This is a genomic window from Mesorhizobium sp. M2A.F.Ca.ET.046.03.2.1, from assembly GCF_003952425.1.
Taxonomy (GTDB): domain Bacteria; phylum Pseudomonadota; class Alphaproteobacteria; order Rhizobiales; family Rhizobiaceae; genus Mesorhizobium.
Genome location: NZ_CP034449.1, coordinates 1,060,488 through 1,082,755 on the forward strand (window position 1 = coordinate 1,060,488; position 22,268 = coordinate 1,082,755).

Genomic DNA, 22,268 nt, shown 5'->3' on the forward strand with positions numbered 1-22,268 from the left:
TCTTGACGCGGCACAAGCGACTTGAGATCGTCCCGCGCACGAAGAGCGAGGCATTGACTTCGCCTCGGCAAGGGAGCGAGAATGGCGGATTATATCATCGTTGGCGGCGGCTCGGCCGGCTGCGTTCTTGCCGCCAGGCTGAGCGAGGACCCCGACCTGTCGGTGGTTCTGCTCGAGGCCGGTCCGCCCGACACGGACCGCTACATCCATATGCCGGTCGGCTTCTTCAAGATGACGTCGGGACCGCTGATCTGGGGCTATGACACCGCGCCCGGCAAGGAGATCGACGGCCGCGTCATGGTCTATCCGCAGGCACGCGTGCTGGGCGGCGGCTCCTCGATCAACGCTCAGGTGTTCACGCGGGGCTGCCCGCAGGACTATGACGACTGGGCGACTGACTTCGGCTGCGCGGGATGGAGCTACGCCGATGTGCTGCCCTACTTCGTCCGGTCCGAGGGCAACGACACCTTTGCCGGTCCGCAGCACGGCATCGAGGGTCCGCTGGGGGTTTCCAGCGGGGCGCCGCACCCGCTGACTCGGATCTTCGTCAAGGCGGCGCAGCAGGCCGGCCTGCCCTTCCGCGCCGACTTCAATGCCGGCGAGCAGGAAGGCGCCGGCTTCTACCAGACCACGACGCGCAACGGCAAACGCTCGAGCACCGCGGTCACCTATCTCAAGCCCGCGATCGGCCGCAGGAATCTGACGCTGCGCACCGACGCCACGGTCAGCCGCGTCGTCGTCGAGAACGGACGCGCCATTGGCGTCGAGATCGTCGCCAACGGTCGCACCGAGCTCATGCGCGCCGAGCGCGAGGTGATCGTCACCGCCGGCGCCATAGGCTCGCCGAAACTCCTGATGCTGTCCGGCATCGGCCCGGCCGCGCATCTCGGCCAGCATGGCATCAAGGTGGTGCATGACCTCGCCGGCGTCGGCCAGAACCTGCACGACCACATGGACGTCGACGTCGTCGCCGAACTCAACGGGCCGCACAGCATCGACCGCTACAAGAAGAAGCGCTGGCAGGCCATTGCCGGTCTCGAATACGCGCTGTTCGGCAAGGGACCGGTGGCTTCCAACATCGTCGAGGCCGGCGGTTTCTGGTGGGGTGACCGCTCCGAGAAGACGCCGGACATCCAGTTCCATTTCCTGCCCGGCGCCGGCGTCGAGGAAGGCATCGGCTCGGTCCCCGGCGGCAATGGCTGCACGCTGAATTCTTACCATGTGCGGCCGCGTTCGCGCGGCAGCGTCACGCTGCGCTCGGCGGATTTGCGCGATGCGCCGGTCATCGATCCCAATCCCTTTGCCGAGCGCTACGACCTCGAGCGCGCCATCGACGGCATCGAGATCAGCCGCGAGATTCTCTCTCAGCCGGCCTTCGCCAAATACATCAGCCGCGAGTATCTGCCTGGAGCGGCCACGCAAGGACGCGCGGCGCTCGAAGCCTTTGCCCGTGAGCATGGGCGCAGCGCCTACCATCCGGTCGGCACCTGCCGCATGGGCGGCGATGCCGAGAGCGTCGTCGATCCCGAGCTTCGTGTGCGCGGTCTTGCCGGCCTGCGCGTCTGCGACAGCTCTGTGATACCGCGCATCGTCTCTTCCAACACCAACGCAGCGGTGATCATGATCGCCGAGAAGGCGGCGGATATGACCATCGGCAAGACACCAGCGGCATAGCTCACTCGTCCTCGAACATCTCGCGTGGCGGAAAATCCGCGCGGCTGTAGTCGACGACGATGAACTTGCCGCCCTGGTAGCGCTCGACCACCGGGTTGTCGGTCACGTTGCCGCGCACACGCTCGGCCTGGCCGTCGGAACTGTCCTGCGGCGTCCAGCCGAGCTTAAGCCTTGCATCCTTTCGCCAGAAGCCGCGGCTATTGTTGGACTGGCCCCAGATGACCGAGCAATCGACGCGCTCCGCCGCAGCACAGCGCTCGATCAGGCGCACGAAGTCGTCATGCGAGATCCAGGTCGAGAGGATCCGCTCGTCGGGCACTTCCGGCAGCACGGAACCGATTCGGATCAGCACGCTTTCGACGGCATGCTTGTCGAAATAGAGCCGCGCCAGCATCTCGCCATAGGCTTTCGAAAGGCCGTAGTAGCCGTCGGGCCGCAAGAGGCAATCCTGGTCGAGGATCTGCGTGCGTTCGTAGAGGCCGACCGCATGAACGGAGGACGGAAACACGACGCGCGCTTTCTCCCGGCGCGCCACTTCGTAGACATGATAGGCGCCCCGGAAATTCGGGCCGAGCACGGTCTCGAAGGATTGCTCGGTGGAGATGCCGCCGAAATGCAGGATCAGCCCACAGCCCTTGGCCAGTTCGTTCACCGCCTTCTGGTCCTCGAGATCGGCTGTCCTGAAACTCGCTCTGTCCGGCAGCGGGATCGGCAAGGGCGCGATATCGGTTAGCCGCAAGGTCCAGCCCATGGCTGCCAATCTCGTTGAAAGCAGCCGCCCGATCGTGCCGGAAGCTCCGGTCAACAACACAGGTTTGGTAGGAACCATCAGCCCCTCCCCTTTCTTGGCCGCCGCCCGGGTGTTAGTTCGCGCCAGCTAAGGCGAGCAAAGATCGCCTGCGGCACGACCGGTGCAAATATCATCATATCACCAGACAAATTATGGCTTGCCTACAAACGCGGTTCGGTTATTGCTTTAAGACGATGAGACGTTCCTTTGGCCTTCCCCCGCAGATCAGTCGCACGGCCCAGGTTGCCGACTGGTTTGCGCGAGAAATACGTGCCGGTCACTTGACCAGCGGCGAAAAACTGCCGACGGAGCAGGAGCTTATCGCGCAATTCGGCGTCAGCCGCACGGTAATCCGGGAAGCCATGGCCTCGCTGCGCTCGGAAGGGCTTGTTGTCAGCCGCCAGGGGGCGGGCGTGTTCGTCGCGGATCATCAGGCCGCCACCACCTTCCGCATCATCTCCGACGAGCTCACCTCGCTGACCGAAGTCCAGAACGTGCTGCAGCTTCGGCTTGCGGTGGAGCAGGAAGCCGCCGGCATCGCCGCCGAGAAACGCAGTGACGACGACCTTGCCCGCATGCGCAACTGCCTCGATGCTATCGACGCTTCGATCGCGGCCGGCGAGAGCGCCATCGAGCCGGATTTCGCCTTCCACCGGGCGATCGCATCCGCAACCGGCAACCCCTATTTCGAACGCTTCATGCATTTCCTCGGACCCGTCATCATTCCGCGCCAGCTGATGCGCCCGCGCGACGAAACGCCTGAGCAGCGGCGGCTGTATCTGGAGCAGGTCCAGACGGAGCACCGCCGCATCTACCAGGCGATCGAGCGGCAGAATGTCGAAGCCGCCCGCTTCACCTTGCGCGAGCATCTGGAAGCTGGCCGCGAGCGCTATCGCCGCATGGTCGACGGTCCGGCAAGGCGGTAACACAGGATCCATGGGACCTAAGCCATCTCGGCCACCGGCATCTTGCAGACCTGCATAAGGGCGGCGAGCTGGCGTTCCTCATCCGCTGTCAGGTCGAGCAGCGGCGAGCGGACCGGTCCGCAGTCGATGCCGGCAATGCGCGCGCCCGCCTTGACGATCGACACGGCATAACCGGCGCGCCGGTTGCGGATGGCGAGATAGGGCAGAAAGAACGAGCGGATGAGATCGTCGACCTCGGCCTTGTGGCCTGCCCGCAAGGCGTTGAAGAAACGCAGCGCGACCTCGGGCGCGAAATTGTAGATGGCCGAGGAATAGGTTGTCATGCCGATCGCCGCCGCCGCGCTGGCATGGACCTCGGCCGTCGGCATGCCGCCGATAAAGACCAGCCGGTCGCCCATGCGATAGCGCGTGGCGGTGAGCAGCTCGATGTCGCCGAAGCCGTCCTTGAAGCCGATCAAGTTAGGGCAATCCTGCGCCACGCGCTCGAGCGTCTCGGGCGTCAGAATGGCATTGTCGCGGTTGTAGGCGATCACGCCGATGCCGACCGCGCGGCAGATGGCGGTGAGATGGCGGCGCAGGCCCTCCTGCTCGGACTTGACCAGATAAGGCGGCAGCACCAGCAGGCCATCGGCGCCATTGGCCTCGGCCGCCTTGGCGAACTCCACCGCCATATGCGTGCCATAGCCGACGCCGGCGAGCAGCGGCAGGGTCTTGGGCACTGCGTGCGAGGCCGAGCGCACGACGCGTTTGTACTCCTCGAGCGTCAGCGAAAAGAACTCGCCGGTGCCGCCGGCGGCAAAAAGCCCGCTCGCTCCGGCGGCGCCCTGAGCGGCGACATGGGCGCGATAGCCGTCTTCGTTGAAGGCGCCGTTCCGGTCGAAGAACGTCAGCGGAAAGGACAGCAGTCCGCGGCCAAGGGATTTCATCAGTTCGGTCGGAGAGAAGGTCAAAGGGTGTGCTCCATGCAAGGGCCGGCGGATGGGTGTCGAGCCGGCTGGGATTGTTCTGGCGGTGACTATCGCGGCTTCATGCGGGGCCGGGCCGCACTTGCGCCGCGGCGGCGTCGATCGCCTTGCGGCCGAGGCCCGACTTGACGATACGGATCAACTCCTCCTCGCTGGTATCGGCTGTCGAGGCGTCGAGCGCGATCTCGCCCGAATGCAGGAAGTTGATGCGGTCGCAGACCTCGAAAATCTGGTTGTAGTTGTGCACGATCAGGATCACCGAGACCTGGCGCTGCTGGCGCAGGTTCTGGATGAGACCCAGCACATGCGCGCTCTCGCGCACGCCGAGCGCGGCCAGCGGCTCGTCGAGAACCAGGATTTTGGGCGACGAATAGATCGAGCGGGCCACCGCGATGCACTGGCGCTGGCCGCCGGACAGAAGGTCGACGGTGCTGTTGACCGAGGGGATCGAGATGCCCAGCGTGTCGAGATAGAGCCGCGCCTGCTCGCGCATCTTCCTGTTGTCGAGCAGGTTCAGTCCGAGTACGCGCTTGTGGTACTCGCGTCCCAGGAACATGTTGTGGAAGACGCTGAGGTCACCGATCAGCGCCAGGTCCTGATAGACGGTCTCGATGCCATGCGCGCGGGCGTCGCGTGGCGAGGCGAAACGCATCTCCTTGCCTTGTGAGACGATCGTGCCGGTATCGGGCTGGTGGAAGCCGGACAGGATCTTGATCAGGGTCGACTTGCCGGCGCCGTTGTCGCCGACCAGGGACAGCACTTCGCCCTGGCGCAGCCTGATCGAGACGTCGACCAGCGCGGTGACGGCGCCAAAACTCTTGGAGATGTTGGTCATCTCCAGCACGACAGGCGCATCGGGCGCCAGCGGCGGAATAGTTTGCGTGTTCATACGCGCCTCCGCGTGCGCAGGCGGTCGACCTGGATAGAGAGGATCATGGCGGCGATGATTGCCGCGCCGAGATAGATGTCGGAGACGGTCGCCTGGGCGCCGATCATGACCAGCCCGTTGTTGAGCGAGGCGACAACGAAGGCGCCGATCAGCGCGCCGATCACGGTGCCCGAGCCGCCCAGCAGCGACGTGCCGCCGATGACCGCCGCCGCGATCGCCTGCAACGTCAGGAAGGGACTGCCGGCCTGCGGGTCGGCCGAGGTGAATTGCGCCGTGTTGATGATGCCGGCAAAGGCGGCGCAGCCGCCGGCGATCATGAAATTATAGATCTTCATGCGGTCGGTGCGCACGCCGATCTCGCGCGCGCCGATGATGTTGCTTCCGGTCGCAATCGTGTGCAGGCCGAAGGTGGTGCGATTGAGCACCAGGGCCAGCACCAGCACGACCAGCACCGCCCACAGGAAGGGTGTGAAAGCGGTGACGCCGTGCCAGGACAAAAGCGCATCCGTCGGCTGGTAGAGGCTCTGGCCGAAGATCGCGTTGAAAGGCTGCTCGACCGGCGCCACGATCGGCTGGCTGTTGTAGATCGACACCACGATGCCTTGCAGGAAGAACAGTGTTCCGACGGTGGTGATCAGGGACGGCACCTTGAAGCGCACTGTGACGATGCCGTTGATGGCACCGACGAGGATGCCGATCAGCACACCGATCACCGCACCGACGGCCAAAGGCACCCCGTAGGTCACCGACAGCAGCGCCATGATGTAGGGCGCGATGGAGAAGATGGCGCTGAGCGACAGGTCGATCTCGCCGGTGATCATCAGCATGACTTCGGCCGTGGCGATCAAGCCCAGCCGGCCGGTGTCGCGCAGCACCACGCTCATGAACGAGGGCGACAGGAAACCTCCGTCGCTGCCGAGCTGGAAATAGATCACCAGCACGATGGCGACGACGGCGATGCTGGCCTCGCGGTAGCGCGACAACAGGATGAGCAGCTGCTCCCGCATTGTCCGGGGGACCTTGACGCCAACGGCGTTCTTCTTCGCTGGCTGTATTGCGGTGGGCGGCAAGCTTGTCTTCCTGGTTCGATGCGAGGCAAGTTCATCGGTAGCGGGCTATGCATCCGCGGCCGATGCCGTCGCCGCCCCATCGCGAGATGAGATGGCGAGGGCGGTGGCAGAGAGCCGTTAGGGCTCAGGTCGGCTCGGCATCGCTGCGGCCCTCGAAGCGCGTCTTGCCGACATAGGCGTCGACATTGTCCTTGGTCACATAGGCCTGGCTGGTGTCGCTGTTGGCCGGGCCGACGAGACCGCCGGAGAGCTTGTAGAGATACATCTGCTGCACCGGCAGGAAGCCCTGCAGATAGGCCTGCTGGTCGGTGGTGAAGTTGACGTCGCCTGACTTGATGAAGTCCAGCGTCTGCGGAAACAGGTCGAAGCCGGCGACCGCGCCGCCGCCCTTCACCAGGCCGTATTTGTTGGAGATAAAGCCGCAGGCATAGGTGTCCGAACCGCCGGTGCCGAACATGCCGTTCACGTTCTTGTGGCTGAGATAATAGCTCTCGACGCGCGAGATTTCCGTTGCCGGATCCGGGCCGGTGTTGACGACGTCGTAAGTGACGCCGCTGTTGGAGTCCTTGATCGCCTGGATATAGCCGTCGAGGCGCGGCTGAGTGTTGAGCGAGCCAGGCACGCCGATCGACAGCATGACGTGGCCGCCTTTGGGGATCAGCTTCAGCCATTTCAGCGCCGAGTTGTAGCCCGACTGATAGAGCGGCTGGCCGACATAGGAAAGCCGCTTGTTCGGACTGCCGACAGGCACGTCGGCATTGAAGGCGACCACTGGGATGCCGGCCTGAGCCGCCATTTCGGTGGCGGCGTCGAAAGCCGTCGGATCGACCAGGCACACCGCGATGCCGTCTGATTTCTGCGCGATCGCCGTCTGCATGGCGCTGACCATTTCGGAGACGACGTTCTTCTGCGAACCCGTCCACTGGTAGCTGCAGCCGAAGGCGGCGCAGGCGTCCTGGATGCCATAGACAGTCGGCGTGAAGAACTGGTCCAGCGTCACATGGCAGACGAAATGGAATTTGTAGGGCTTCTTCGGCAGGCCAGCCGATGAATCAGCTGCTTTTGCCGCGCTGATGCCCGCCAGTCCGCCGGCAAGGCCGGCGGCGCCGATGCCGAGCTTGCCGGCCAGCGCGAAGGCGCCGCGCCGGCTCATCGCGGCGTTCCCCAAGTCCATGTGGTTCTTCGTTTCGTCGTTCACCGCTTCCTCCCTTTTTGCGGGCTTACCCGCTTGTGTGTCATGTGGTTACATTGTTATATGATAAGTTAGGTGTCAATGGCCTTTCGACGCGGATCGATGGCGGGCTCTCGGGCGATATCGCCGCGGCAAGCCGGCTCGGACAAAAACAGGGATCAAGGGAAGCAAAGATGGCTGAAATCGAGTTCAGGACTGTTGCGAAGAACGGGCTCGAGGTGACGACGATCGGACTCGGCGGCACGGGGCTCGGCAACATGTATCGCGCCGTCGATACAGATGCCGCGGTCAACACCGTGCACGCAGCCTATGACAGCGGCATCCGTTATTTCGACACCGCCCCTGTCTACGGCTTCGGCGTCAGCGAGACGCGGTTGGGCCTTGCGATCCAATCGCTACCCCGCGCCGACATCGTCATCTCATCCAAGATCGGCTACGACCTCGTGCCGATCCCGCCCGAGAAGCTGAAGCCTGCGCTGTGGGACCAGCCGGGCTCCTTCCGCGCCGAGTTCGACTATTCGCGCGATGCCGTGATGCGTTCGCTCGAAGGCACGCTGAAGCGGCTGGGCACCGACTATGTCGACATGGTCTCGATCCACGATCCGGACGAGGCAATCCATTTCGGCCCCGGCGAGGACCCCTACGCCAGGAGCCGTTTTCGCGAGGCCATGGACGGCGCCTATCCCGCGCTCGACGAGCTACGGTCGCAGGGCGTCATCAAGGCGGTCGGCGTTGGCATCAACCAGTGGCAGATGCTGTCTGATTTCGTTGTTGCAGGAGAATTCGACTATTTCCTGCTCGCCGGCCGCTACACGCTGCTCGAGCAGGAGCCGCTGGCGACTTTGCTGCCGCTCTGCGAGCAGCGCGGCACCAGGATCATCATAGGCGGTCCTTACAATTCGGGCATCCTGGCGACGGGGGCGGTCAAGGGCGCGACCTTCAACACCCGGCCGGCGCCCGAACCGGTGCTGGAGCGGGTGCGTCGGATCGAGGCGATCTGCGCCCGCCATAAGGTTTCGTTGCCGGCGGCGGCGCTGCAGTTCCCACTCGGCCATCCGTTGGTGTCGAGCGTCATTCCCGGCGCCCGGTCGGCGGACGAGCTCAAGCAGAACCTTGCCTATCTGCGCGAGGACATCCCATCCAGTTTGTGGACCGACCTCAGAGACAGCGGATTGATTGCGCAGGGCGCCCCCCTCCCATGACCGACGAGGGTTGATGCGCATTCATCGTCCGGTTGTACATCTCAAATGGAGTGCGGAACCGTCGATTTCCGCCTGCGGATCGAATGACCGCTTTCGGCGGAGGTCGATGCGGTGCGCATGGGCTTCAATAGGCGCAAAGCTGTCATTTCCTACATCACGGCTTGGCGCCTCTCTTTTGCCAGCAACTGGTAACCTTCAACAATGATGGCTTCCCGTTGAGGGCGCGGTAATACCACGCTTAGGCGCGCTAACTTGCGGGCGCTCCCGTTTCGCGCAACTTCCCGGCGCAGTGATGCGCCCTATGGCTCGCAGCGACGATGGCGTGCCCTTCCAACGCGTTAGCCGTCCCGGTTAGACCGGGACGGCTATTGATTTATGATAAAATTGGTTGCGGGACCCGCAACCCCTGAGCAACCGTCCGGTGGAAGATGAGGCACGCGCCTTCCTAGCAGCTATAGACGTTCGCCGCTCTCGCAGCGGCGGCATAACGCCGCTCGCCTCACACGAGCCGATGCGGCGCAATGTCCTTGATGATCAGGAGGATGTCGCCGCCGTTCTGCCACTTCCCCCGATAAGCAACGACCTACTGGAAATTGAAATACAGTGCCGGCGGATACTGCGACCCGTCGGTGGCCGACACATTTGCCTGCGCCGCGGGCTTGACCCCGCCTGTGGCCATGTTGTCCAGCGGCGGCTTGGCCCGCTCGGCCTTGGCGGCAACTTCCTGCGTCACCGGGACCTTCTTCTGGGCCTCCGCCGTCTGCGACAGGGCAAGCACGACGAACAGCCCTGACATGACGAATTTCCTGACGGTTTTGCTCTTCTGGCTCTGTGGCCTCATGGCTTGAAACCAGTCGCGTCGAGCACGGCGACTTGGTTGCCGTCGATGTAGAAGCGGATCGCGTGCGCCTCGTTGTCCATGTCTATGCGCGTCGGTTGCGCGCCCAGCGTCCCCGGGGCGGTCCTGGCATATTTCGAGGGAAAATCCCCAGCCGGTGCGTAGCGGAAGAGTAAAGCCAATGCGATACATCCGGCGGCGAATACAAGGAAGGTAAGTCTGGAAGAAGTTGTCGACGTCATCTAGTGGTTCCTTCAGGTTGAAGTGGCATCTACGGTTCGCTTCTCCAGAAATAGAAACATGACATTTGACGTAACCAAGATCTGTTCAAGAACCTTGTGCCATGACTAGCTAGAAGGCGGCAGCGGTCGGCGGGCGAAAAAGTGATGGTACTTTCGACTCGCGTACGCGCGACCCGCGCACTCACGCCCAACGAGAATTCCGCACAAGCGATTTCAAGTTTCGGGTTTCTCTTTACTTAGCGAATCGTTATTTCCGCTGCGAAGAGCCGCGGCTTTTATGCTCGCCGACATCCGCTAGGCACTTTCATCGATGCTAACCTTGGAGGCCACAGTACATTGTCTAGCATAATCTGGTAGTCGCGATGACGCGGTCACGTCGCCGCATTGTTCAGAAGCAATCGCGATACATTTGCAGGGCAACAAGGCCGAGAGAGGCCAGTCTTACAATTGATGTGTAGCGCATAGTTGTTCATTTTGGTTAAATGTTACTGTATGATCTGGAACAAATCCACTGCTCCACCTTCTATCAGTTCTGAATGATCGATGTCGCTTGAAGATACTTCTTCACTCATATATCGACAGGGCTTAATTATGTCGATGACGGTGCTGCTGTCTTGTGCTATGTTTTGTTCAGCCTGCTGCAAGAATTGCAGCGGTGGTGCCAGAGGCTGCCGATGCGTTACCTGAACTCCGCTCACTATATCGATGTGGTGGCCAAGACCGGGTCAATCCGCGCCGCCGCAGAATTGCTCGCCATAACCTCGACGGCGCTCAACCGGCGTATATTGGCGATGGAGGCCGAACTCGGCGTTGCGATTTTCGAGCGACTGCCTCACGGCGTGCGATTGTCCAGCGCCGGCGAACTTCTAGTGCAGCACATGCGCAACCAGTTATCCGATATGGAGCACGTGAAATCGCAGATTGCAGACCTTGCTGGCGCCCGGCGTGGCCATGTGGCGATCGCCTGCAGCCAGGCACTGTTGCCCTACCATTTGCCGATGCAGATCTCACTCTACCGCAAGGAACATCCGAATGTGACCTTCGGAGTGCACCTGCGCGACCGGGAGGAGGCCGAGCGTGCCTTGGTCGATCACACGGCCGACATCGCCATCGTCTACGAGCCAACCCGGCTGGCTGCTTTCATGACTCTGATGCGGGTGCACCAGCCGGTGCATGCGGTTATGCGGCCCGATCATCCGCTGGCTTCTCATGAGACGGTGCGCTTGCGCGCTTGCCTCGACTATCCAATCGCGCTTCCCACATCAAGTTACGGCGTGCGCTACCTGCTCGACATCGGGGCGCAATCGTCATCGCTGCAGCTGGAGCCGGTAATTCAATCGGACAGCTTCGTATTCCTGCGCAACCACGCTATTTCGGAGGATATCATCACCTTCCATTTCCCAATTGGCCTGTCCCACCAGACGATGACCGGTGATATGATCTCCCGGCCGCTCGACCCGCGCGACGTGCCCGCTGGCATGCTCTATGTCGGCCAACTCAAGGGCCGCACCCTGCCGGTGGCCGCTGCCCGTTTCGCCGACCAGCTTTCCGACTCGCTGGCGCAGCAGTATGACGTGTCGTGAGGCACCTGCCACTCAGCTTGATGACTGGATAAGGCTGTGGGGGTAAGCGTTGCGGATGTATGCGCACCCGACGGGTGCGCAGCGACACTGTCCGGGCCTTTGTCGGCCCTCGACCTGCATGCCGACGATAGCAAAAGAACGCCCCCTCAATAGTGGGTCTTACGATGTAGCGGTCTACCGCTACCATCGTTCCCCACATTCGTTTTTGACGCCATTGGGGCTCGGCCCCTCGACAAGGTGGCCTTGGGGGTCAAAAGGAGATCATCGCACAGCCGCCTCTTTTCAATTTTTCACCCGCGATCCAATTGGCGCATTTCTGCGACATCGACACCGTGCGTGTCGAACCACCATTCCGGACTCTTGTCGGCATGCCGGTCGCGAAGCCGCACGTACTTGGCGCGAAGCCGCTTCTGGCGTTCGACCTCTTCCTCAAAGAAAGGGTGATCCAGCATGCCGCCCATTACGCAAATGCGGCGAAGCAGCTTTCGCAGAACGTATCCCTGCTCCTTGTTGCCAGGTCGATATCCGCTTTCAATCACCTTCATCGCTGTATCGCGCAACGTGGTGAGTGCGTTGTCAGCCGGGATGCCGTTGACGATCATGTCGAGGCGCTCAAGGCCGAAGCCGGCGTCGATGCAGGTCCCGAGCGGATTGACGATGTTTCCGATCTCGACCACACCCTTGTGGAACTCCGTGCAGTATCCACTGATACTGCCATCGCTCCACGTGCATTCCGAATCCGGGATAATCGGCACGCGCCCGCGATAGAGCGGGCTCCATTCGGTCAGTCGGTCCGGATGAATGGTCGCGTGATCTGGAACCAGCCCGAGCGTTTCCAGAAACTCGAGCCAGAAATCTATTGCTTCGCCGACGGTCATCTCCCTGAAGGAGAAAAGGCCGAGCATGGTGAAATTGAGAAAGTGGGTTCCGTCTCCGATCTCGTCGAGGTCGCCCATGCGCAAGCATGCCTGGCTGTTGGCGACGGTTCCAATGTAGGAGGGATCCGAGAAGAACGATTTGTACTGCTGCATTCCAGCGCTGCAGAAAAGCGTGGTTTCGTCGTGCGGCTGTACGGATTCAAAACGTGTGAAATTGATGCCCTTTGAAAGGCAAAAGTCTTGATATCGCCGGATCAGGCGTCCCGCGGTGACATAGGCAACCTCCTTAGCGGAGGCGGGTCAGGACTATGAATTGCATGCTTATCTCCTTTCTTGCTTCTTCTCTATTTGCTGGCACAACAGGTTGGAAAAACAACAGCGCCGCTCTCGCAGCGCTGGTGCCGATTACCTCCATGGAGCGAACGCTTAAGGGCGAAGAGCTTGCGGTTCATCCGCATCATCGACGGCGCCATTGAGTATGTCCTTCACATGGACCAGCGCATTTCGAACCGCGGCCCCTCCGGCGTAGAAAGTAAGTTGCAGGATCGCTTCGACGATCTCCTCGCGGGTTGCGCCCGCCCTGAGCGCGGCTTGAGTATGCGCCCGCAATTGCGTGACGGTGTGTGTGACGCACGAAGCGATCACCACGAGTTCACGGGTGACGTAATCGAGACCGGGGCGGGTGGTGATGCCGCCAATGGCCCATTCTATAGACATGTCCGTGAAGTCCGGACAAAGGTCTTGCATGTCGCGCACAAGAGCCTCGCCGGCTCCGGCTCCGAACAGCCGCTCGAAATAAGCCAGCCCGCGCTGGCGTAGTTCGGGGTTGGAAATCATGGCTGGTCTCCTTTTTCATTCGAAGAGAAAGTTGGGCAATGATCGCCCACTCGGTCCATGCCGATCTTCATGTACGACTTGGCGCGGGCTGTTTTCACCGTCGCTGCGTATCTCACATCGACAGGGACGATCGTGGCGCTTCATGTGCAACCCGTTGAGGCGTCGGAACACGTCTCCCCGGCTGCATGGAGAACCGATCGGAAGCCGATGGCGAGACGATCCCAGAGATTGGTCGTGCCGACGAGCAAGGTCAGCTTGGCGAGTTCGTCGCGATCGAATTGTTCCCGAGCTTGCTGGTGGATGGCATCGGTCACGTGCGTCGTGGACAGCACGGTCAGAGCCTCCGTCCAGGCGAGCGCGGCGCATTCGCGCGCCCTGAATGGCATTGCCGGATCACGCCAGGCGTGGAGCACGCGAAGCCGCTCTTCCGTCTCGCCATGCAAGCGGGCGTTGCGTATGTGCGAATGGATGCGGCAGGCACAGCCATTGATCTGGGAGGCACGCATCTTCACCAGCACGATCAGGCTCTGTTCGAAGCCGCAATTCTTGACCGCCTCTTCCAAGGTCCGGATCGCATTCACAGCATCGAAAGCGCTCTCCGCCGTCTGGAAGTCAAATCCCTGTTGCATGATTCTCATCCTCCGGTCGCCGGGTCGTCGGCACTCAATGCCGGTTTTCGACATCTCAGTGACCGCCGCCACCCTCGATCTTGCCCGGTTTCCGAAGCATCAGGCTGGCGCCGAGTGCTGCCACCAGGGCTGCCCCGAGCAGGTAGAACATGTCGCTGAACGCCATGATATAGGCCTGCTTCTGCACAACTCTTGCGATGGCGACGATGGCCTGGTGGGTCGCGGCGGAGCGATCGCTGATGCCATGGACCAGGAAATATCCAGTCAAACGGTCGATGCGCGCGCGGGTGCTTTGCTCGAACAGCGACACCGACTGAACCAGCACGTTCGAGTGGAATTGCTCGCGTTTCGTCAAAAACGTCTGGAGCATGGCTATGCCGGCGGCGCCGCCGAGATTTCGGATCATGTTGAAGAGCGCTGAGGCGGAGCCTGCATTCTCCTGCTCGATCCCGGCGGTAGCGATAGCGGAAAGCGGCACCATGACGAGGGCCTGACCAAAGGCCCTCACGGTGTTCGGCCAGAAAAGCTGGTCGGACGCGTAGGTCGCCGTCATCTCGATGTTCATGAAGTTGCTCGCCGCAAACAGCGCAAAGCCGATGGCGACGATCATGCGCAGGTCAAAACGCTGCATCAGGCGGGGCACCAGAGGGATCAGCACCAATTGGGGCAAACCCGTCCAGGCCAGCACCATGCCGATCTGCTCGGCATTATAGCCCTGGATGCGCGCAAGGTAGACGGGGAGGATGAACACCGCGCCGTAAAGCGCTATTCCCAGCAGGAAGCTGGCCAGAATGGCGAAACCGAAATTCCAACGCGCGAGCAGCTTGAGGTTGAGCAAGGGCCTTTCGCTTCTCAGCTCGATCCACAGAAAGAGCGAAAGACTGACGGCGGCGATCAGCGACAGCCGCACGATGAAAGGTGAGCCGAACCAGTCGTCCTTGTTTCCTTCCTCAAGCACGGTCTGCAACGCCCCGAGCCCGATCGCCATTGTGGTGATCCCCGCCCAGTCACCCTGACGCAGCAGCGAGAGTTGCATTGGCGTCCTTTCGAGGGACCCCCACAGCATGGCGACCATAAGCGCACCGGGAACGAGATTGACGTAGAAGATGTACTGCCAAGCCCAGTTCTCGGTGAGATAACCCCCGATCGTCGGTCCGATCGCCGGAGCAAAGGTCGCCGACAACGCAAACAGCGCGAACCCGATCGGCTGCTTCGCCTTGGGCAGGAGAGTTATGGTGATGGTGAAAGCAACCGGGATCAGGACGCCCCCGCAAAAGCCCTGAAAGGCTCGCAGGACGATCATTTCCTGCAGGTTTTGCGCGAAGGCGCAGGCGACGGAAAAAGCAAGAAACAAGATCGCGTTGGCCAGCAGATAGATACGGATCGAGCAGACCCGTGACAGCCATCCGGTGAGCGGAATGACGACAATTTCCGCGACGAGATAGGCGGTCGATATCCAGCCTCCATCGTCGATACCGGCGCCTATGGCGCCTTGAATGTCGGCGAGCGAAGCATTGACAATCTGGATATTGATTACCGCCATGAAGGCTCCAAGCGTCGAGCCGATGACCGCGACCCAGGATTTAAGAGATGCCGACTGGCCCTCGAGCTGGGCTCGACTCGGCGTTTTTTCGCGTGCGGAGTGGGTGGTTAGAGTTGCAGGCACGGTCGGACTCCTTGGTACTAGGGAACCAACAGGCAAAGATGTTGGACGGCGGCCGGCGAGCTGACGGGAGGGGGATCCGCTCAGCAGTGCCGATCATCGGCTGACGATGATCCGGCGACCGCCGTCCAATTCGCGCTGTGCGGCGCGAAAGGCTGATTTCGTGTCGATAGTCGGTTCGACCGACATGCCGGCCCGAAGCAATCCGGCGAGCCCGCCGCCCTCGATCGCGATCTTCACCGGAATACGTTGGACTATCTTGGTGAAGTTGCCGGTGGCGTTATCGGGGGGCAGCAGGGCGAATTCGAGCCCGCTTGCTGGCGACAGGCTGTCGACTTTCCCCCTGAGCGCCACACCGGGGAAGCCGTCGACTGCGAGTTCGACCGGCTGTCCGCTGCGCACATGGGCGAGTTGTGTCTCTTTGAAATTCGCCACGACATAGACCGCATCCAGTGGAACCACAGCCATGAGTTGGGTTCCGGCCTGCACGTACTGGCCCACGCGAAGCGAGCGAGCCCCGACTGTGCCGTCGACCGGCGCGGTGATCACGGTGTAAGAGAGGTTGAGCTGCGCCTGGCGCAGCGCTGCGCGGCTGCGATCCGCTTCTGCGTAGGCCTTACCGCGCTCGCTCGCGAGCACGTCGATCGCCTTGCCTGCCGCAGCCAGCGCGGCGCGATCGCGCTGCAACTGGGCTTCGTTCTCGCCGAGCGCAGCCACAGCCTCCTGTGCCCTCTGGCCGGTGCCATACCCGCTGCTCAGCAAGGTCTTGTACCGATCGTTCTCCTGTCGCGCGAAAGTGAGCTTCGCTTGCGTCGCGGCGACATTCGCCCTTTGCTGTTCTATCACCGAATTCTGCAGGGCGATTTGAGCGTCCAGATTGCGCAGCGCTGCCTCCGCTGCTTCGACGTTGGCTTGCGCCTGGTCTAGCGCGGCCCTGGCATCGCGATCATCGATGCGGGCGAGGACCTGCCCTGCCCTGACGCGCGTGTTGTCCTCCACGAGCACCTGGGCGATGTAGCCAGAGGTCTTCGGAGCCACGATCGTATAGTCGGCCTTCACATAAGCATCGTCGGTCGATTCGAGGTACTGGCCAACTGTCCAGTAGTCATAACCGTAGGATGCCGCGGCGGCGAGGCCAGTCACCAGGCCCATCGCTATTGCAACTCGCTTGACGATCCGTCCTCGTGACCGCGGCGCTTCCCCTGCCTCGAGCTCCAGGATGGCTGGATTGACGGTTACGTTCATCGCGATCTCCTTTTCGGCGGGAGCATGGCCGGCTCACTCGAGGAGTATGCGTTAGCACCATGGATGTGATAATCAGCGGACTAATGGAAGGATCATCCATTGGCAGGGGACAATCCGCTCGATGGACAGACTCACAAGCCTGATCGTGTTTGGCCGTGTTGTGGAATGCGGCGGATTTTCCGCGGCAGCCCGACGGCTCAACATGTCGACGACGATGGTCAGCAACCACGTCCAGGCGCTGGAAGACCGGCTAAACGTTCGACTTCTCAATCGCACGACCCGCAAGGTAAGTCTGACCGAGATCGGCCAAGCTTACTACCAGCGTTCCTCGCAGATCCTCGCCGACCTCGACGAGGCGGACCGCATCGCCAGGGCGCTCCAGGCAACGCCACAAGGCAAGCTTCGCCTTCACTCCAGCATGAGCGTCGTTCGTTTCCTGGCCCCGGTCATTTCAGAGTTCGTTGATCTTTATCCGACCGTTTCGGTCGATCTGACCGTCAGCGAAAGGATGGTCGACATGGTGGAGGAAGGGTTCGACCTGGCCATGCGTTCGTTGCCACTTCCTGATTCAAGCCTGATCGTGCGGCGACTGACATCGTGGCGCAACATCGTCTGCGGCTCGCCTGCCTACTTCGAACGCAATGGGACGCCGCTTCATCCCGGTGACCTTGTACGTCACAATTGCATGCGCCATGCCTCGTACCCATTCGGTGATGAGTGGCGTTTCGAAGGCCCGGACGGCGAGACCGCGTCTGTTCGGATCAGTGGCAACCTGATCACCAACAGCCAGGAAACGCTTACGCGCCTCGCCATCGATGGTCGCGGCCTGTTCATACCGCCGCCCTTTATCGTGGCCGACGACCTCGGTTCAGGCCGCCTCGTCCGTGTACTGGAGAACTATTCAGGGGTCGAGTTCGCGATCAACGCGTTCTATCCGCATCGTCACCATGTGTCGGCCAAGGTCAGAAGCTTCATCGACCTCCTGGCTGAGCGCTTTGCGGATCACCGCAGATGGATGGAGATGAACTACTGAGGCGTGTGCGATTGACAGGAATTCATAGGAAGGGCCTCGCCAGCATTTCCGTGCCGAGGAGAAAGAGAAGGATCAAGAACCAGCGCCGGAAGATTTGGGCGCTGATGCGTCTTCTGATCATCTGACCGGCCCACATGCCGGCAAGCGCCGGAATAATGGCAAGCCCAGATCCAACAAATTCGTCGATCCGGAAGGCACCCCGCCATGCAAGGCCGGCCGCCAGGGCAATAGTGGAAATGGTGAAGGAAAGGCCAAGCGCCTGCACGAGATCGTCCTTATCGAGATCGAGCGCGTGAAGGTAGGGCACGGCGGGGATGACCAGGACGCCGGTGCCTCCGGTAACCACGCCGGTCGCGACGCCGATGACAGGCGAAAGCCAGGGTTCCAGCCTCGCGGGCACGCGAAGCTGACGAGAGATGAGGGTGTAACCGGTGTAGAGCACAAGGGCTCCCCCCAGCGCGCTCGTCGTGACGGCGGCGCTGCCGCTGGCCAGCAATGATGATCCGGCAATCGTTCCTGCTGCCAGCGCCAGCATCATCGGCCAGAGCCTGCGTGCAAGGACACCGATGCTTCGGCCTGCCAGAAGCTGCCAGACATTGGTCACGAACGAAGTAGCGATCAGCAGGTTGGCCGCGCTCAGCGGCGACGTTAGCGAACCGAGCACCGCCATGGAAACCGTAGGTAGTCCCATGCCGGTGATACCCTTTACGGTGCCGGCGAGGAAGAAGGTCGCGGCTGCCGCGACGACGAGCAACGTGGAGTGATCCATGGCGTTGGCGTAAAGTATTTGGCGACAGACACAATGCGGATGATCCGCTGTCAGGCTTCGGCTGGTCCGAAGGCTGGCTATCGGATACCCTACCACCCGTGCGTTTCGATCTGACAGACCTTCGCCTGTTCCTGGCCGTCGTGGACGCGGCCAGCATTACTCAAGGCGCAGCGGACGTCGGGCTCTCGTTGTCCGCGGCCAGCGAGCGTCTGCGCGACATGGAAGCCGCTGGCCGGGTCAAGCTGCTTGAGCGCGGCCGCCGCGGCGTGTTGCCGACGCCAGCCGGTGAAGCGCTGGCACATCACGCCCGCCTCATTCAGCGTCAGATGGCGCAGATGCGCGGCGAACTCGGCAAGCACGCTAGCGCCTTGCGTTCGACCATCCGGCTTTGCGTGAACACCGCCACCTTCACCGAATTTCTGCCGGAACGGCTGGCATCATGGATGGCCGCGCGGCCATAAATCGATATCGAACTTAAAGAACGACAAAGCTTCGAGATCGTGAGGGCTGTCGCGGCCGGACTGGCGGAAATTGGCATCCTTTCGTCCGCAGTCGACACCGCCAACCTGCAACTGCGTCCCTTCGCCATTGACCGCCTGGTCGTCGTGTTCTGGCGCGATAACGGTTTGGCAGCGCAGAAGCGCGTCGCCTTCGCCGATATCCTCGATCAGCACTTTGTTGGCTTGGCGGGTGGTGCCCTGCAGGATCACATCGATGCCCATGCGGCAAGGTTAGGCGTCAGGCTGAAGACGCGGGTGCGCATGCGCACCTTCGAAGGCATCTGCCAGATGGCGGCGGCTGGCGTTGGTCTCGGCATCGTGCCTGAAACAGCAGCGCGCCGCTGCGCCAAGCCGGCAGGCATCGCGTTCGTTCCCCTTTCCGATGGATGGACTAGACGTCGGCTGTCACTCTGTGTGCGCAATGAAGAGGAATTGACGGCGCCCGCGCGGGATCTCCTAGAGCATCTGACAAAGCCGGTCGGCACCAAGAGACGTTCCCTTGGACAATAGCATTCTGGAGCGGTGTTGAATCAGCGCGACTGACCGTGAGCACATTATCGCTCGCGCCGGATGATCTTTCCCAATCTTCGACGATTATCACGAGCCATCCGAAGATGCACCGTCTTCGCGAACGGGCGAGAACCTGTTCGTGAGCCAGGGCCACAATTCAACCTTAGGAGACTTCCATGAAAAAGATCGCTCTTTACACCGCCGCGCTATTAGCCGTCAGCGGCAGCGCGTTCGCCGAAAACCCGAATGTCGGCGGTTCTGATATCAACGCGATCGCGAAGGCGCAGGTCGACAACGCCCATACCTCCTCGGTCCGGCACGACGCCGGCTACGCACTGCTCAATCCCGGCGCTAACGCAGCCACCTCTCAGGATCCGATGGTCGAGCGGCGGCGGGATCTCTTCGGCAACCGCTGAACACCGCGCTTGATGGTTCGAAACTCAAAGCGGCGGATCGTCCGTCGTTTCGACACCCGATTGGCGAGTGGCGGAAAGGAGAAATATGATGGATGCAAACTTCAACGTAGTCGCTTTCAGGCGGGCACGAACAAGCAACCCGCCGCTGGGTACCGAGGCGAAGGCAGGAGAAGTGCGGCCAATCCGGGGTGGCGTATGCAGCGCAATCGCTTCCCCGCGGTGTAAAGGGGAACTCCAGTGGATGCGATTGACGGGCCTTTCGGCAATAGCCAGCTTTTTCAAGGAGAAGTTATGGGTCAATTGGCCAAAACGTGCATTTCTATTTAGTTTTCCTAAAGAAAAGAGGAGGGTGCCACAATGAGCTTACGCCTGCCGAGCCTCCGGGGAGTGCAGGCCTTCGAGGCCGTCGGTCGCTCGGGAAGCGTCGCAATCGCGGCGCGTGATCTCGGCCTGACGCCGGGAGCGGTCAGCCAACACATCGGCAGGCTCGAGGAAGAGGTCGGGGTGGCCCTTTTCGAGAGGAAGGGACGCAGTCTGGCCTTGACGTCGTGGGGGCAAATCTACCTTCGCAGCGTGCGTGACGGTTTCGACCACCTGCGTGCGGCAAATGACGTTCTGCAGCGCGCCCGGCTGAAATCCGAGATCGTGATGAGCGCGCCGCCGTCCCTAGCTATCCGATGGGTGCGCAGATTGCTCGGAGAATGGCAAAACCTAACGCCCGGCGTTAGCGTAAGACTACTTGGCGATGATCACGAACCTGTATTCGAGGATGAGCAGGTTGATTTCCGTATCTCCTACGGAACCGCTCGCCTTAAATACGCGCATTTCACCGACTTGTTCGTTGATCGGGTTGCACCGGTGTGTTCTCCATCATTCTTGGAAGCGCATCCAATTGAAAATCCGGCCGATGTTATGAGGTGGCCTCTCATTGGAATCGAATGGAAGAACCCCTATCAGTCACCGCCATCGTGGTCCGACTGGGCGATCCGCTTTGGTTTGACGCAACTCGAGCCGTCCTGCGGGATTTCATTCTCACTCTCGAGTACTGCGATCGACGCAGCGATTGATGGGGCTGGTCTCGTCTTGGGACAGGCCTCGCTTGTCGCCAGTGAAATTGCGAGTGGGAGGCTAGTGGTGGCGTGTGATTGTTGGATGGCTCTCTCCGAGCCATATGCATTAGCTTGGAACCCCGCAACGCTAGACCGGCCGCACGGCAGCGAATTTAAGAACTTCGTGGTTCGGGCAACCCGAAAAGTTTAACCGACAGCCGGAACGGTAATGGTGTGATCATCTGAGGTCCAGGGGGGTTGCCCCGCCTGTCGGCGGTGGCGGCAGCAGATTTGATCGACCTCTGTGGGTCACACACGGACCCGCAGACCATCCCGTTCACACTCCTTGACCGCAGTTGGCCGAAGAGGTCGAGGACGTATCTTTCGATCGTCGCTCGCACAGACTAAATCCTGATTGCTGCAGGGAAGTTCGCACTTGTGTCGCGCGAAGATGCCAGGGGGCGACCTCATGAAAAGCGACTTCCTCTCCTATCCGCCTCGCGGTCTCTCACGCGAAGAAGCCGCCCGGTATGTCGGCGTGGGCATTACCAAATTTGACCAAATGGTCGCTGACCACCGCATGCCAAAGCCGAAGAAGGTTGACAGCCGCGTGATCTGGGATCGCATTATAAAGCTCGAAGCTGCGTTTTCCGAACTACCTGGAGACGATGACGAGAATATCGTCGACTTCCTGTTGCAAGGGAATCATCGCAGGGAATAGACTTATTTCTGCTATGAGCGACAAATATCCCGGCCTCTCGTCCTACACCGATCGCCACGGCAAACTCCGCTGGCGCTATCGGACGAAGGATCGTGTTGTCAGTCTGCCGGCGCCAAACCAACCCGGTTTCAAGGATGCCTACCAAGCAGCGGTCGCGGGCCGGAAAGTCCCAAAGGCCCCCGTCGTTCAATTGCCAGGAGCTGCTCTGCCCGGCAGCTGTGGGGTCGATTTCAATCCAGTCTTGCCGCAGCGCGACATAGACCAGCTTGCGTATGCCCACCAGCAGGTGCTTGGCCTTGTGTGGCGTGGCGATGAAGCGGCCAAGAAGCTCTTCAACATGGATGCGTCGAAGGTTCCTAACCGGCACGTTCCGCCAGATGAGCGGGTGATCTGGGACCACCCGCAGTTCCAAAAATTCTTCGATCAGCCGCGTGTTTTTGCGCTTGCTGGCCTCGTCTAGCGCCAGCCATTTGACTGAGATCTTCAATCTTTGAAAGGCGGCTCCAAAGGTCGTCACCGCGGCGGTTGCCGAGCCAAAGTGCCAAACCGTAGCAAGTGCGTGCCGCGGTGCCGAGCTGCCAACGGTTTTCGAATTGCGCCATGACCCTCGCGCGACCATGCTTTCCAGCCGGCATAGGCGGGCCGCC

Annotated in this window: 21 protein-coding genes and 2 pseudogenes; 10 read left to right on the top strand and 13 right to left on the bottom strand. The window is 61.4% G+C overall.

Translation table 11 applies throughout. The features are described 5' to 3' along the window. The first annotated feature begins 81 nt into the window (after positions 1–81). Positions 82–1,674 (top strand): GMC family oxidoreductase N-terminal domain-containing protein, encoded by a 1,593-nt coding sequence (locus tag EJ072_RS05130; protein WP_126078842.1) that lies wholly within the window; start codon positions 82–84, stop codon positions 1,672–1,674. Between the two features lies 1 nt (position 1,675). Here the strand turns inward: EJ072_RS05130 and EJ072_RS05135 are convergent, their stop codons facing one another. Continuing rightward, a complete protein-coding gene (locus tag EJ072_RS05135; protein WP_126078843.1) occupies positions 1,676–2,503 on the bottom strand; it encodes an NAD(P)-dependent oxidoreductase in 828 nt (275 codons plus the stop codon). Between the two features lie 155 nt (positions 2,504–2,658). Between EJ072_RS05135 and EJ072_RS05140 the strand changes: the two genes are divergently transcribed. Beyond that, positions 2,659–3,390 (top strand): FadR/GntR family transcriptional regulator, encoded by a 732-nt coding sequence (locus EJ072_RS05140; protein ID WP_189343222.1) that lies wholly within the window; start codon positions 2,659–2,661, stop codon positions 3,388–3,390. A 17-nt stretch (positions 3,391–3,407) separates the two neighbouring features. Here EJ072_RS05140 and kdgD read toward each other — a convergent pair whose 3' ends face one another. The 4 genes from kdgD to EJ072_RS05160 form a co-directional block, all read right to left on the bottom strand. Further along, on the bottom strand, positions 3,408–4,340 hold the full coding sequence (gene kdgD / locus EJ072_RS05145) for a 5-dehydro-4-deoxyglucarate dehydratase (protein ID WP_281061014.1): 933 nt from the start codon (positions 4,338–4,340) through the stop codon (positions 3,408–3,410). A 76-nt stretch (positions 4,341–4,416) separates the two neighbouring features. Beyond that, entirely contained in the window at positions 4,417–5,244 is an 828-nt protein-coding gene (locus EJ072_RS05150; protein WP_126078846.1) for an ATP-binding cassette domain-containing protein, read from the bottom strand. Next, entirely contained in the window at positions 5,241–6,314 is a 1,074-nt protein-coding gene (locus tag EJ072_RS05155) for an ABC transporter permease (RefSeq protein WP_126078847.1), read from the bottom strand. The genes EJ072_RS05150 and EJ072_RS05155 overlap by 4 nt, the downstream gene beginning before the upstream one ends. Before the next feature lie 124 nt (positions 6,315–6,438). Continuing rightward, on the bottom strand, positions 6,439–7,512 hold the full coding sequence (locus EJ072_RS05160; RefSeq protein WP_126078848.1) for a sugar ABC transporter substrate-binding protein: 1,074 nt from the start codon (positions 7,510–7,512) through the stop codon (positions 6,439–6,441). A gap of 167 nt (positions 7,513–7,679) precedes the next feature. Here EJ072_RS05160 and EJ072_RS05165 point away from each other — a divergent pair, with 167 nt between their 5' ends. Next, on the top strand, positions 7,680–8,708 hold the full coding sequence (locus EJ072_RS05165) for an aldo/keto reductase (RefSeq protein WP_126078849.1): 1,029 nt from the start codon (positions 7,680–7,682) through the stop codon (positions 8,706–8,708). Positions 8,709–9,291: 583 nt separating this feature from the next. On the opposite strand, the gene EJ072_RS05170 is transcribed toward EJ072_RS05165, so the two are convergent. Both EJ072_RS05170 and EJ072_RS05175 read right to left on the bottom strand, forming a co-directional pair. Then, on the bottom strand, positions 9,292–9,504 hold the full coding sequence (locus EJ072_RS05170) for a hypothetical protein (protein WP_245467200.1): 213 nt from the start codon (positions 9,502–9,504) through the stop codon (positions 9,292–9,294). Positions 9,505–9,545: 41 nt separating this feature from the next. Next, the gene (locus EJ072_RS05175; protein ID WP_126078851.1) at positions 9,546–9,788 is read right to left on the bottom strand and encodes a hypothetical protein; all 243 of its coding nucleotides are present in this window, start codon (positions 9,786–9,788) and stop codon (positions 9,546–9,548) included. Between the two features lie 674 nt (positions 9,789–10,462). Between EJ072_RS05175 and EJ072_RS05180 the strand changes: the two genes are divergently transcribed. After that, a complete protein-coding gene (locus EJ072_RS05180; RefSeq protein ID WP_126078852.1) occupies positions 10,463–11,371 on the top strand; it encodes a LysR family transcriptional regulator in 909 nt (302 codons plus the stop codon). A gap of 290 nt (positions 11,372–11,661) precedes the next feature. Here EJ072_RS05180 and EJ072_RS05185 read toward each other — a convergent pair whose 3' ends face one another. From EJ072_RS05185 to EJ072_RS05205, 5 genes and pseudogenes are all read right to left on the bottom strand, one after another. After that, positions 11,662–12,507 (bottom strand): alanine--tRNA ligase-related protein, encoded by an 846-nt coding sequence (locus EJ072_RS05185; RefSeq protein WP_126078853.1) that lies wholly within the window; start codon positions 12,505–12,507, stop codon positions 11,662–11,664. A 168-nt stretch (positions 12,508–12,675) separates the two neighbouring features. Then, positions 12,676–13,086: a carboxymuconolactone decarboxylase family protein gene (locus EJ072_RS05190; protein WP_126078854.1), complete on the bottom strand. Its 411-nt coding sequence runs from the start codon at positions 13,084–13,086 to the stop codon at positions 12,676–12,678. A 140-nt stretch (positions 13,087–13,226) separates the two neighbouring features. Continuing rightward, positions 13,227–13,769 (bottom strand): carboxymuconolactone decarboxylase family protein, encoded by a 543-nt coding sequence (locus EJ072_RS05195; RefSeq protein ID WP_245467201.1) that lies wholly within the window; start codon positions 13,767–13,769, stop codon positions 13,227–13,229. 1 nt (position 13,770) lies between these two features. Further along, positions 13,771–15,300, bottom strand: a pseudogene (locus EJ072_RS05200) (MDR family MFS transporter); the annotation flags it as partial. Positions 15,301–15,474: 174 nt separating this feature from the next. Continuing rightward, positions 15,475–16,623: an HlyD family secretion protein gene (locus EJ072_RS05205; protein WP_126078856.1), complete on the bottom strand. Its 1,149-nt coding sequence runs from the start codon at positions 16,621–16,623 to the stop codon at positions 15,475–15,477. Between the two features lie 121 nt (positions 16,624–16,744). Between EJ072_RS05205 and EJ072_RS05210 the strand changes: the two genes are divergently transcribed. Further along, on the top strand, positions 16,745–17,656 hold the full coding sequence (locus EJ072_RS05210) for a LysR family transcriptional regulator (RefSeq protein ID WP_126078857.1): 912 nt from the start codon (positions 16,745–16,747) through the stop codon (positions 17,654–17,656). Between the two features lie 22 nt (positions 17,657–17,678). Here the strand turns inward: EJ072_RS05210 and EJ072_RS05215 are convergent, their stop codons facing one another. Next, the gene (locus EJ072_RS05215) at positions 17,679–18,425 is read right to left on the bottom strand and encodes a sulfite exporter TauE/SafE family protein (RefSeq protein ID WP_126078858.1); all 747 of its coding nucleotides are present in this window, start codon (positions 18,423–18,425) and stop codon (positions 17,679–17,681) included. Positions 18,426–18,523: 98 nt separating this feature from the next. Here EJ072_RS05215 and EJ072_RS05220 point away from each other — a divergent pair. The 5 genes and pseudogenes from EJ072_RS05220 to EJ072_RS35820 all read left to right on the top strand — a co-directional run bounded on the left by EJ072_RS05220 (position 18,524) and on the right by EJ072_RS35820 (position 22,081). Next, positions 18,524–19,435: pseudogene (locus EJ072_RS05220) on the top strand (LysR family transcriptional regulator). A 176-nt stretch (positions 19,436–19,611) separates the two neighbouring features. Next, positions 19,612–19,851, top strand: coding sequence for a DUF680 domain-containing protein (locus EJ072_RS05225; protein ID WP_126078859.1), 240 nt, complete (start codon positions 19,612–19,614; stop codon positions 19,849–19,851). Between the two features lie 357 nt (positions 19,852–20,208). Next, positions 20,209–21,111 carry a LysR substrate-binding domain-containing protein gene (locus EJ072_RS05230; RefSeq protein ID WP_126078860.1) on the top strand — a complete coding sequence of 301 codons (903 nt, stop codon included), beginning with the start codon at positions 20,209–20,211 and terminating at the stop codon, positions 21,109–21,111. Between the two features lie 258 nt (positions 21,112–21,369). Then, positions 21,370–21,621: a hypothetical protein gene (locus EJ072_RS05235; protein WP_126078861.1), complete on the top strand. Its 252-nt coding sequence runs from the start codon at positions 21,370–21,372 to the stop codon at positions 21,619–21,621. 13 nt (positions 21,622–21,634) lie between these two features. After that, positions 21,635–22,081, top strand: a complete 447-nt coding sequence (locus EJ072_RS35820; protein WP_189343223.1) for a hypothetical protein — start codon at positions 21,635–21,637, stop codon at positions 22,079–22,081. Positions 22,082–22,268: the final 187 nt, after the last annotated feature.